Source organism: Neorhizobium sp. USDA 3394, assembly GCF_056280385.1.
In genome coordinates, this window is record NZ_JBWCDU010000001.1 from 439416 (window position 1) to 451877 (window position 12462).

The 12462-nt window shown below is 63.0% G+C and carries 9 protein-coding genes; all 9 read left to right on the top strand.

Annotation, left to right across the window (positions count from 1 at the left end):
• The first annotated feature begins 126 nt into the window (after positions 1–126).
• Positions 127–1341: an HlyD family secretion protein gene (locus tag ACZ9EJ_RS01850; protein WP_046639502.1), complete on the top strand. Its 1215-nt coding sequence runs from the start codon at positions 127–129 to the stop codon at positions 1339–1341.
• Positions 1342–1362: 21 nt separating this feature from the next.
• Positions 1363–2955 carry a DHA2 family efflux MFS transporter permease subunit gene (locus tag ACZ9EJ_RS01855; RefSeq protein ID WP_046639503.1) on the top strand — a complete coding sequence of 531 codons (1593 nt, stop codon included), beginning with the start codon at positions 1363–1365 and terminating at the stop codon, positions 2953–2955.
• A gap of 144 nt (positions 2956–3099) precedes the next feature.
• Positions 3100–4140 carry a LacI family DNA-binding transcriptional regulator gene (locus ACZ9EJ_RS01860; RefSeq protein WP_046639504.1) on the top strand — a complete coding sequence of 347 codons (1041 nt, stop codon included), beginning with the start codon at positions 3100–3102 and terminating at the stop codon, positions 4138–4140.
• Between the two features lie 25 nt (positions 4141–4165).
• Positions 4166–5620, top strand: coding sequence for a xylulokinase (xylB, locus tag ACZ9EJ_RS01865; protein WP_046639505.1), 1455 nt, complete (start codon positions 4166–4168; stop codon positions 5618–5620).
• Positions 5621–5818: 198 nt separating this feature from the next.
• A complete protein-coding gene (gene xylA, locus ACZ9EJ_RS01870) occupies positions 5819–7129 on the top strand; it encodes a xylose isomerase (RefSeq protein WP_046639506.1) in 1311 nt (436 codons plus the stop codon).
• Between the two features lie 390 nt (positions 7130–7519).
• Positions 7520–9043 carry a sugar ABC transporter ATP-binding protein gene (locus ACZ9EJ_RS01875; RefSeq protein ID WP_046639507.1) on the top strand — a complete coding sequence of 508 codons (1524 nt, stop codon included), beginning with the start codon at positions 7520–7522 and terminating at the stop codon, positions 9041–9043.
• A complete protein-coding gene (locus ACZ9EJ_RS01880; RefSeq protein ID WP_046639508.1) occupies positions 9043–10044 on the top strand; it encodes an ABC transporter permease in 1002 nt (333 codons plus the stop codon). The genes ACZ9EJ_RS01875 and ACZ9EJ_RS01880 overlap by 1 nt, the downstream gene beginning before the upstream one ends.
• A 112-nt stretch (positions 10045–10156) precedes the next feature.
• Entirely contained in the window at positions 10157–11107 is a 951-nt protein-coding gene (locus tag ACZ9EJ_RS01885) for a substrate-binding domain-containing protein (protein WP_046639509.1), read from the top strand.
• A 126-nt stretch (positions 11108–11233) separates the two neighbouring features.
• Positions 11234–12286 (top strand): sugar phosphate isomerase/epimerase family protein, encoded by a 1053-nt coding sequence (locus ACZ9EJ_RS01890; protein WP_046639510.1) that lies wholly within the window; start codon positions 11234–11236, stop codon positions 12284–12286.
• Positions 12287–12462: the final 176 nt, after the last annotated feature.

The window sequence follows — 12462 nt, forward strand, 5'->3', positions numbered from 1 at the left end:
CTTTTTTAACCTTTTCGAACCGAGCGGTTCGATTGCTCTTGATATGTGTTATCGATGGGTCTATGTCAAGCTCGCTGAACCGATCGGTTCGATGGAATAAGACGCTCCCAAGACGGTAGATAGAAGATGACGTCCTCTCAGAATTCCGGCGCACTGCGCGCTGTGACGACGGAAAATGCTGGCCTTCCCACGGCTGAGGCCCGCAAGGGCTCGCCGCCTGCGGAACAGCCCGCTGCGGCCGAAGCGATTGCGGCCCCCGCGGCCGCCAAGGCGCCTGAAAAGAAGAAACGCCGCGGTCTGCTGTTGCCTGTCATTGCGCTTGCCCTCCTCGCTGGCGCTGGCTGGTATGGTTACAACTGGTGGATCGACGGTCGGTTCCTGGTTTCCACCGACGACGCGTATGTCGAAGGCGATATCGCGGTCATCTCGCCAAAAGTGTCCGGTTACGTCGCGAAGGTCAACGTTGTCGAGAACCAGGCCGTCAAGGCCGGCGAACCGCTCGTCACGCTCGACGACGGCGACTATCAACTTGCGCTTCGCAAGGCACAGGCTGCCATCGAATCCGCCAATCTCGCCGTCTCCCGCATCGATGCGCAGATCGTCGGCGGCGACGCGGCGCTGAAGCAGGCCCAGGCCCAGCAGGGCGCTCTTGAAGCCGCGGTTCGCGGCGCCGAGATCACCCAGAAGCGCGCGACGAGCCTGCAGGCCAGTGCGGTCGGCACCACCGCCGCGCTCGACAATGCCGAGATTGCGCTTGAACAGGCCCGCGCCAATCTCGTCGCCGGCCAGGCGGCGGTCGCGTCGGCACAGGCCAATATCGGCCTCCTGCGTGCCCAGCGCGACGAGGCGGTCAATACCATCCATACCCAGGAGCTCGCCCGGGACCAGGCCCAGCGCGATCTGAACTTCACCGTCCTGAAGGCGCCCTATGACGGCGTTATCGGCAACCTGTCCGTCCAGACGGGCGATCTCGTCTCGACCGGCAAGCGCCTCGCGTCGCTGGTGCCGCTGACCGAGCTCTATATCGAGGCGAATTTCAAGGAAACCCAGCTCGGCAACCTGCAGCCGGGTTCCAAGGTCCGCGTGCATGTGGATGCTTATGAGGATCACAACATCACTGGCACGGTAGTGTCGATAGCGCCGGCTTCCGGTGCCGTCTTCTCGATGCTGCCGCCGGAAAATGCAACCGGCAACTTCACCAAGATCGTACAGCGCGTTCCGGTTCGCATCTCGATCCCGAAGGAAGACCTCGAACGCCAGCATCTTCGTGCCGGCTTGAGCGTCGTCGTCGACGTCGATACCCGGACCGCACCCGGCATCAGCGCCGTCGCTGCCAAGTAAAGAGAACCAAGGAGAGCGGCCATGGCAGGAGCAACGGCCACGGCGGGTCCGCCCCCTATGGCGATGCCGGCCGACCAGCCGATGGACAGACGCAAGCTCATCGCCTTCTTCGCGATGGTCTTCGGAATGTTCATGTCGATCCTCGACATCCAGATCGTCTCGGCCTCGCTCGCGGAAATCCAGGCTGGCCTTTCCGCCGGCTCGGATGAAATCGCCTGGGTGCAAACCTCCTACCTGATCGCCGAGGTGATCATGATCCCGCTGTCGGGCACCCTTGCCCGCATCATGTCGACGCGCATCCTGTTCTCCACGTGCGCGGCGGGCTTCACCCTGGCCAGCATCCTTTGCGCCACCGCCACGAATATCGACGAGATGATCGTCTATCGTGCCATCCAGGGCTTCATCGGCGGCGGCATGATCCCTTCGGTCTTCGCGGCGGCCTTTACGATCTTCCCGCCATCGAAGCGCAGCATCGTCTCGCCGATCATCGGCCTTGTCGCGACGCTCGCCCCGACGATCGGCCCGACTGTCGGCGGTTACCTTTCCAATTCCTTCTCCTGGCACTGGCTGTTTCTGGTCAACGTCATCCCCGGCATCATCGTCACCGTCGTCACCTTCACGCTGATCGACTTCGACAAGCCGCAGCTGCAGCTGATGAAGAAGTTCGACTGGTGGGGGCTCGCCTCCATGGCTGTCTTCCTCGGAGCGCTGGAATACGTGCTGGAAGAAGGCAACAACAAGGACTGGTTCAGCGACGACAAGATCGTCGTCGGCACCGTCTTCATCGTCATCGGCGCGGTGGTGTTCTTCTGGCGTGCCTTCAAGGTCGAGTTCCCGATCGTCGATCTCAGGGCGTTCGGCAACGCCAATTTCGCCTTTGGCTCCCTGTTCTCCTTTATCATGGGCGTCGGGCTCTACGGGCTCACCTATCTCTATCCGCTCTATCTCGGCCGCATCCGCCACTACGATTCGCTGATGATCGGGGAGACGATGTTCGTTTCCGGCATCGCCATGTTCGTCTCCGCGCCGCTCGTCGGACGGCTATCGAACAGTGTCGACCTGCGCATCCTGATGGCCGTCGGCTTCGGCTCGTTTGCGGCGGGTACCTGGCTGATGACCGGCATCACCGCCGATTGGGATTTCTACGAACTGCTGCTGCCGCAGATCCTGCGCGGGTTCGGGATGATGATGTGCATGGTGCCGATCAGCAATATCGCGCTGGGGACGCTCGCGCCGCAACGTATCCAGGGCGCGTCAGGCCTTTTCAACCTGACCCGCAACCTCGGCGGCGCGGTCGGGCTCGCCGTTATCAACACCGCGCTGACCCAACGTTCCGACGAGCACTACGCCCGGCTTTCCGAGCACGTCAACTACGGCAACCCGGCAGCGCTCAACTGGCTGGACAGCGTCGGCGCCAACTACAATTCCTTCGGCCTCGACGGCAGCGCCGTCGCGCTGCAGAAGCTCTCCGGCATCATTACCCAGCAGGCCTTGCTGCTTTCCTTCATGGATGTGTTCTTCATCCTGACGGGGCTGTTCGGCAGCCTGATCTTCTTCGTCTTCCTGATCGCCAAGCCGGCCCGCCTCGCGGGCGCCGGTGGCGGCGGGCATTGATTGCAGCATTCCACCGCCGGGAAGGGGGCCGCCACGCAAGTGACGGCCTTTTTCTTGGGGTGTTCGGGCTTCGGTGAAACACGTACCTCAAATTTTGATTTACGTACCTCAGATTTTCCGCTAACACGGTCGGCGGAGGAGTTCATGAAGCCCACTGTCCACGACATCGCGAAGATCGCCGGCGTCAGCCTTGCGACTGTCGACCGGGTTCTCAACGGCCGGCCGGGTGTGCGCTCCGTCACCCGCGGCAAGGTGGAGGAGGCGATCGCCTCGCTGGGTTACGTGCGCGATCTCGCCGCCGCCAACCTCGCCAAGAGCCGCACCTATTCCTTCGTCTTCATCCTGCCTGCCAACGACAACTCGTTCATGATCGGCCTGCACGAGGAAGTCCGCGGCGTCGTTGCCCGCTCCAGTTTCGAGCGCACCGGCATCCGCATCGTCGATGTGCCGCCCTTCGATCCGGGCGCGCTGGTCGCCTCACTCGAGGCGGTGCTTGCGGACAAGCCGGCCGGGGTCGCCTTCGTCGCCATCGACGCGCCGGAAGTCCGCGTCGCTGCCGAGCGCCTGCGGCAGGCCGGCATCCCGATGGTGACTTTGGTCTCCGACCTGCCGGATTCCTCCCGCGACCACTATGCGGGCATCGACAATATCGCCGCCGGCCGCACCGCCGGCAGCCTGATGGGACGGTTCCTTAGCGGGCCTTTCCTCGCCGAACGGGGGGCGACCGTCGCGGTGCTGGCCGGCTCCATGCTGGTGCGCGACCATCGCGAGCGGCTGGAAGGTTTTTCGACCGTCATCGGTGAGGCCTATCCGAACGTTCACATCCTGCCCGTGCTCGAAGGCCGCGACGACCCGGCGCTCACTGAGACGATGGTTGCGGATGCGCTGCGCCGCAATGCCGACATTGCCGGCATCTACAGTCTCGGTGCCGGCAACCGAGGCCTCATCCGCGCGCTTCAGAAGGCGCACGGCCCCCGCCGGCCGCTGGTCATCGCCCATGAACTCACCGCCTCGACCCGCGCAGCACTTTCGGACGGTATCATCGACGCGGTTCTGAACCAGGATGCGGGCCACGAAGTCAGAAGTGCGATCCGGGTGCTGAAAGCCAAGGCCGACGGCCTGCCGGTGCTCGCCGCCCAGGAACGCATCCGCATCGACATATTCTTGAAAGACAATCTGCCCTGAAGGGCGGAGCACTAGGAGAAACACCATGTATCTCGGTCTCGATCTCGGCACTTCGGGCGTCAAGGCGATGCTGATCGACGGCGATCAGAAGATCATCGGTTCGGCGAGCGGCTCGCTCGACGTCTCGCGTCCGCATTCCGGCTGGTCGGAGCAGGATCCCGCCCACTGGATCCGCGCCACGGAAGAGGCCGTCGCCGGCCTCAAGGCGAAGTTCCCGAAGGAACTGGCGGCGGTGAAGGGCATCGGGCTTTCCGGCCAGATGCACGGCGCGACGCTGCTGGATGCCGAAGACAAGGTGCTGCGGCCCTGCATCCTCTGGAACGACACCCGTTCCCATCAGGAAGCCGCTGCGCTCGACGCCAATCCGATCTTCCGCAAGCTCACCGGCAATATCGTCTTCCCGGGGTTTACCGCCCCGAAGCTCGCCTGGGTCGCCAAGAACGAGCCGGAGATCTTTGCGAAGGTCGCCAAGGTGCTGCTGCCGAAGGATTATCTGCGGCTGTGGCTGACTGGCGAGCATATGTCCGAAATGTCCGATTCCGCCGGCACGTCCTGGCTCGATACCGGCGCCCGCAAATGGTCGTCCGAACTGCTTGCCGCAACTGGCCTTGACGAAAGCCAGATGCCGTCGCTGGTCGAGGGCACCGAACAGGCCGGCAAGCTGCGCGGCGAACTTTCCTACAAATGGGGCATGGCCGAGGGGGTCGTGATCGCCGGTGGGGCAGGGGACAATGCGGCGTCGGCCTGCGGCATGGGCACGGTCGCGGAGGGCCAAGCCTTCGTCTCGCTCGGCACGTCCGGCGTGCTGTTTGCCGCCAACGCCTCCTATCTGCCGAAGCCGGAAAGCGCCGTGCATGCCTTCTGCCATGCGCTGCCAAAAACCTGGCACCAGATGGGCGTCATCCTGTCGGCGACCGACGCGCTCAACTGGTATTCAAACATTACGGCCAAGACCGCCGCCGAACTCACCCAGGAACTCGGCGATGTGCTGAAGGCCCCGTCGGGCGTCACTTTCCTGCCCTATCTTTCCGGCGAGCGCACGCCGCACAATGATGCGGCCATCCGCGGCGTCTTCGTCGGCCTCGGACACGAGAGCGACCGCACGGTGCTGACCCAGGCGGTGCTCGAAGGCGTCACCTTTGCGATCCGCGACAATCTCGAAGCGCTGAAATCCGCCGGCACCTCGATTTCCCGCGTCACCGCGATCGGCGGCGGCTCGCGCTCGCGCTACTGGCTGCAGTCGATCGCCACGTCGCTTGGGGTTCCGGTCGATATTCCGGCGGACGGCGATTTCGGAGCCGCCTTCGGGGCTGCCCGCCTCGGCCTGATCGCCGCGACAGGTGCCGACCCGCTTTCCGTCTGCTCGGCACCGAAGACCGATGAGACCGTCGAGCCGGTCTCGGGGCTGTCGGAGGCTTATGAGGCTGCCTATGGCCGCTACCGGGCGCTTTATCCGGCGATCAAGTCGCTGGCGCATTGAACAGCTTCCACTGGAGGTGCGTTGAAAAGACCCCTCCCCAACCCCTCCCCACAAGGGGGAGGGGCTTTATTGCCCCGAGTTCCGCTTTTCCGATTGGGCAAGGCGGTGCCACCAGCGTTCTCCCCCCTTGTGGGGGAGATGCCGGCAGGCAGAAGGGGATCTTTGGCGCTCTCAATTACTCGATAGGAGAAACACCCCATGAACACAGGCTTTTTCGGAGACATCCAGAAGATCAAATACGAAGGCCCGGACAGCACCAATCCGCTGGCCTTCCGGCACTACAACCCCGATGAGATCGTCGCCGGCAAGCGCATGGAGGATCACCTCCGGTTCGCCGTCGCCTATTGGCATACCTTCACCTGGCCGGGCGGCGATCCCTTCGGTGGCCAGACCTTCCAGCGCCCGTGGTTCTCCGATACGATGGAAGCGGCGAAGATGAAGGCGGACGTCGCCTTCGAATTCTTCCAGCTGCTCGGCGCGCCCTTCTACTGCTTCCACGATGCCGACGTGCGTCCGGAAGGCAACAATTTCGCCGAGAATACGAAGAACCTCAACGAGATCGTCGACTATTTCCAAAAGAAGCAGGCCGAGACCGGTGTGAAGCTTCTCTGGGGCACGGCGAACCTTTTCTCCAACCGCCGCTACATGTCGGGTGCCGCCACCAATCCGGATCCGGAGGTCTTCGCCTTCGCCGCGGCGACGGTGAAGACCTGCCTCGACGCCACCAAGAAGCTCGGCGGGTCCAACTACGTGCTGTGGGGCGGCCGCGAAGGTTACGAGACGCTGCTCAACACCGACCTGTCACGCGAACTCGACCAGATGGGCCGTTTCCTCAATCTGGTGGTCGAATACAAGTACAAGATCGGCTTTGAGGGCACGATCCTGATCGAGCCGAAGCCGCAGGAGCCGACCAAGCACCAGTACGACTACGACGTTTCGACCGTCTATGCCTTCCTGCAGAAGAACGGGCTCGAGAAGGAAGTGAAGGTCAATATCGAGCAGGGCCACGCGATCCTCGCCGGCCATTCCTTCGAACACGAGATCGCCATGGCCAACGCCTTCGGCATTTTCGGCTCGATCGACATGAACCGCAACGATATGCAGTCCGGCTGGGATACCGACCAGTTCCCCAACAACGTGCCGGAAATGGCGCTCGCCTATTACCACGTGCTCGCCGGCGGCGGCTTCCAGAACGGCGGCACCAATTTCGACGCGAAACTGCGCCGCCAGTCGCTCGATCCGGAAGACCTGCTGATCGGCCATATCGGCGGCATGGACTGCTGCGCCCGCGGCATCAAGGCGGCGGCGAAGATGCTCGACGACGGTGCGCTGAAAGCTCCGCTCGATGCCCGCTACGAGAAGTGGGACAGCCCCGAATACCAGAAAATGCTGCGTGGCGAATACAAGCTCGACGACATCGCCTCCTGGGTCGAGAAGCAGAACATCAACCCGGAACCGAAGTCCGGCCGCCAGGAATACCTGGAAAACGTCGTCAATCGCTACGTTTGAGCGGATTGCCCCTCACCCTAGCCCTCTCCCCGTAAAACGGGGAAGAGGGACTTGCCACACGCAACGCTACGTTTGAGGGAGACGGGCGCGGCATAACCCTTCTCCCCGCAGGTGGGGAGAAGGGTCCGCGGGACGCAGCCGGATGAGGGGCGGACGCTGCCGTTGGAGAAGGGCAACAGCGCGACAAACGACAACCAGCAGGAGGTTTGCGCAAAGTGTCCCCACGTTCGCGTGTGAGCTTGGCAAATCTGCTTTACGTACCTCAGAATCTGGGCTAGCGTTCTGATCGGGAGGAGCTTGGGTGCAGATTATCATATACAGGCGTGCTGTCGGTAACGCAGCGGTCCGCTGTCCGGCCGCGCATTGCCCAATGGTCATGGGTGCTGCGCGATGAGCTCCGCGGAGACGAGCCCCGTCGCGCCGCTGTTCGAAGCGACCGGCCTTTCCAAGACATTTGGCATCGTCGAGGTGCTGAAGGACATCAATATCAACCTCCGCGCTGGCGAGGTGCATGCGATCATCGGCGAAAACGGCGCCGGCAAGTCGACGTTGATGAAGATCATCGCCGGAAATCAGCCGCCGACCCGTGGCGAGATGAAGATCGACGGCGAGACCGTCACCTTTTCCGGCCCGGTCGATGCGGAACATCGCGGCATCGTTCTGGTGCATCAGGAAATCCTGCTGGCGCCGGACCTGACCGTCGCCCAGAACATCTATCTCGGCCGCGAGCTGCACAAGGGCGTCTTTATCGACGACCGCGCCATGAACGAAGGCGCCGCCAAGGCTGTCCGCGATCTCGGCAGCGATATCGATCCGAATACGATCGTCAGCCGCCTGTCGATCGCCCAGCGCCAGCTGGTGCAGATCGCCCGCGTCCTCTTGGTGCCGCATCGCATCGTCATCTTCGACGAGCCGACCGCGTCGCTGACGCCGCACGAGACCGATGCACTGCTCAAGGTCATCCGGCAGATCCGCGCCAAGGGCGTCGGCGTGCTCTACATTTCCCACCGCCTGCCGGAGGTGAAGGAGATCGCCGACCGGGTGACGGTGCTGCGCGACGGAAGGCTTGTTGCCTCTCATAATACGAGCGAACTCCAGCCCGCAGACATGGCGCGGCTGATGGTCGGTCGCGACGTCGCAAAGCTCTATCCGGACCGGCATGCGGCGCAGGCGCGCGAGACGGTGCTTGAAGTCGAGCACCTCAATGTCCCCGGTTATGCGCAGGATGCCTCGTTTCAGCTGAAAAAAGGCGAGATTCTCGGTTTTGCCGGCCTCGTCGGCGCCGGCCGCACCGAGCTGATGGAGGGCATGGTCGGCCTTCGCCCCAGCCGCGGGACGGTCCGTCACCTCGGCAAGCCGGTCAATTTCCGGGACGTGCATGCAAGCCTCAAGGCCGGCATCGTCTATCTCTCCGAAGACCGCAAGGGCAAGGGCCTGCTGCTCACCAAGGACCTGATCGTCAACCTGACGCTCGCCTCGCTCGGCAAGTTCGCGGGTGTCCTGCAGATCGACCGCAAGCGCGAAAGTGCAGCACTCGACAAGGCCATCCGCGATTTCGACATTCGCACCGGCGCCAAGGACATCCTGGCCGGCCAGCTTTCGGGCGGCAACCAGCAGAAGCTGCTGCTCGCCAAGATGATGCTGCTCGATCCGTCAATCGTCATCATCGACGAGCCGACGCGCGGCATCGATATCGGCAACAAGGAACAGATCTACAAATTCATCGCCAACCTGGCCGAGGAGGGGCGTTCGATCATCGTCGTTTCCTCCGAAATGCCGGAACTGATCGGCATCTGCGACCGCATCCTCGTCATGCGCTCCGGCCGGATCGTCGGCGAAGTGACGGGGGACCATATGAACGAAAACGAGATCGTCGTGCTCGCCACGGGCGTCAACAAAGAAGAGGCCGCGTGATGGCGAATGTCGCTACCGAACCGGCCAAGGCACCGAAGACCTCCAAGGACTGGGACATGGCGGCGATCGCGCCGTTCATTGCGCTCGCCCTTCTCTTGGTGCTCGGCTATTTCGCCAACCCGAATTTCATGACGACCGCCAATCTTTTGAACGTCGTGACGCGCAGCTCCTTCATTGCCGTCATCGCGCTCGGCGCGACCTATGTGATCACTTCGGGCGGGCTCGACCTTTCGGTCGGCGCGATGCTCGCCTTCGTCGCCAGCCTGATGATCCTCTTCCTGAACTCGGGGACGATCGCCGACCCCGCGCTGGCACTCACCGCCGGTATGGCGCTGGCGATTGCGATCGGCGCCGCCTGCGGGCTCGCCAATGGCCTGATCACTACGATCGGCCGGATCGAACCGTTCATCGCCACGCTCGGCACGATGGGCATCTATCGCGGCCTCACCACATGGCTCAGCCAGGGCGGCGCCATCACCGTGCGCGACCGCGATATTCTGGCGCTCTACCGGCCGGTCTATTCCGGTTCGTTCGCCGGCGTACCGATTCCGATCATCGTCATCTTCGTCACCGCGGCGATTGCCGCCTTCGTGCTTTACCGCACCCGTTACGGCCGGCATGTCACTGCGGTCGGCTCGAACGAGGACGTGGCGCGCTATTCCGGCATTTCGATCAACCGGGTGCGCACCGTCACCTATGTCATCCAGGGGCTCTGCGTAGCCGTCGCCGTGCTGCTCTACGTGCCGCGCCTCGGCTCGACGTCCGCCACGACCGGCAGCTTCTGGGAACTGCAGGCGATTACCGCGGTCGTGGTCGGCGGTACCGCACTCCGGGGAGGGGTCGGGCGCATCTGGGGCACGATCTGCGGCGCCTTCATTCTGGAAATCGTCGGCAACATCATGCTGCTGTCCAACTTCGTCAGCGAATACCTGATCGGCGCCATCCAGGGAGCGATCATCATCATCGCCATGCTGGTTCAAAGGTCGCTGATGCGGAGGTAGGCCGCTGAAGCTGATTAGCCCGCCGAGGCAGGCAAACGAGAACTGACCGGGCTGATGGGTCGCGCCCGGTCCTGAAATACTAAAGACCCTGATATCGTGGGAGAGAGAAACAATGCGCAGACAAATTTTGGGACTGGCCGTGGCGTCGCTGACGCTTCTCGCCGGCACCGCCTTCGCCCAGGACAAGAAGGTGACGATCGGCGTTTCCATTCCGGCCGCAGACCATGGCTGGACCGCCGGCGTCGTGTTCCATGCCGAACGCGTCGCCAAGCTCTTGATGAAGGAGCATCCGGGCCTCAACGTCATCGTCAAGACCTCGCCGGACGCGGCAAGCCAGGCGAACGCCGTGCAGGACCTTGCGGTCCAGGGGCTCGACGCGCTGGTCATCCTGCCGTCCGATCCGGATCCGCTTGTCAATGCCATCCAGCAGGTCAAGGACAAGGGTACGTTCGTGGCGCTGGTCGACCGCGCGCCCTCCGTCAACGACAGCACCATCCGTGACCTCTATGTCGCCGGCAACAATCCGGCACTCGGCCAGGTCGCCGGCGAATATATCAAGAAGACCACGCCGGACGCCCAGGTCGTCGTCATCCGCGGCCTGCCGATTCCGATCGACCAGCAGCGCCAGGACGGTTTCGACAAGGGCATTGCCGGCTCCAAGGTGAAGGTCCTCGATCGCCAGTTCGGCAACTGGAGCCGCGACGACGCGTTCAAGGTCATGCAGGACTACCTGACCAAGTACCCGAAGATCGACGTGGTGTGGTGCCAGGACGACGACATGGCCGTCGGCGTTCTCGAAGCCATCGCTCAGTCCAAGCGCACGGACATCAAGTATGTGGTCGGCGGCGCCGGCTCCAAGGACATGGTGAAGAAGGTCATGGACGGCGACAAGATGATCCCGGTCGACGTTCTCTATCCGCCGGCAATGGTGGCGACCGCCATGGAACTCACCGCCGGCAACTTCTACGACAAGGTTCCGGTGAGCGGCACTTACATCCTCGACGCCACCCTGGTGACGAAGGAAAATGCCAAGAATTTCTACTTCCCGGATTCTCCGTTCTGATAACCGACACGGCGCCCGTCTGGCGGGCGCCGCCAACCCCGATCACCCTTATCCCTGTGCTTGTCACAGGGATGAGGGAGTTGAGGTTGTTACCGACTAACTGCACGTAGCCGAAGAGGAAACATCATGAAGACGATCAAGGGCCCCGCCATCTTTCTCGGCCAGTTCGCGGGCGATGCGGCTCCGTTCAATACCTGGGACGGGATCACCAAATGGGCGGCCGACAAGGGGTATCTCGGAGTGCAGGTGCCGACCTGGGCCGGTCAGCTCATCGATTTGAATAAGGCCGCCACCTCCAAGGATTATTGCGACGAATTTGCCGGTGTGGCGCGGGCGAACGGCGTCGAGGTGACCGAGCTTTCCACCCATCTGCAGGGCCAGCTCGTCGCGGTGCACCCGGCCTATGACGAAGCCTTCGATGGTTTCGCGGCACCCGAAGTGCGGGGCAATCCGAAGGCGCGCCAGGCCTGGGCCGTCGAGCAGGTGAAGATGGCGATCACCGCCTCGAAGCACCTCGGCATCAAGGCGCATGCGACCTTTTCCGGCGCGCTTGCCTGGCCCTACATGTATCCGTGGCCGCAGCGCCCGGCCGGTCTCGTCGAGACCGCCTTCGACGAACTTGCCAAGCGCTGGACGCCGATCCTCGACCATGCCGATTCCTGCGGCGTCGACGTATGTTACGAGATCCATCCAGGCGAAGACCTGCATGACGGCGTCACCTTCGAGATGTTTCTTGAGCGGGTGAAGAACCACCCGCGCGCCAACATGCTCTACGATCCGTCGCATTACGTGCTGCAATGCCTCGACTATCTCGACAACATCGATATCTACAAGGACCGGATCAAGATGTTCCACGTCAAGGACGCGGAATTCAACCCGACCGGCCGGCAGGGTGTTTACGGCGGTTACCAGGGCTGGGTCGGCCGCGCCGGCCGCTTCCGCTCGCCCGGCGACGGCCAGGTCGATTTCGGTTCGATCTTCTCGAAAATGGCCGCCAACGATTTCGACGGCTGGGCCGTGGTCGAATGGGAATGCGCGCTGAAGCATCCCGAGGATGGAGCCCGCGAAGGGGCTGAATTCGTCAAGGCGCATATCATCCGCGTCACCGAAAAGGCGTTTGACGACTTTGCCAGCGGCGGTACCGACGAGGCGGCGAACCGGCGGATGCTGGGATTGTGATCTCCTCTTCTCCCCGGCGGGGAGAAGATGCCCGATAGGGCAGATGAGGGGGAGGAGCGAAGCGACGCCTTGAGCGCTACCGCGAAAGGCAGAATCTGCCGCGAAGCCCCCTCATCCGGCTGCCGCCACATTCTCCCCGCTGGGGAGAATGGATTCGTGGAAACGACGACTGTTCA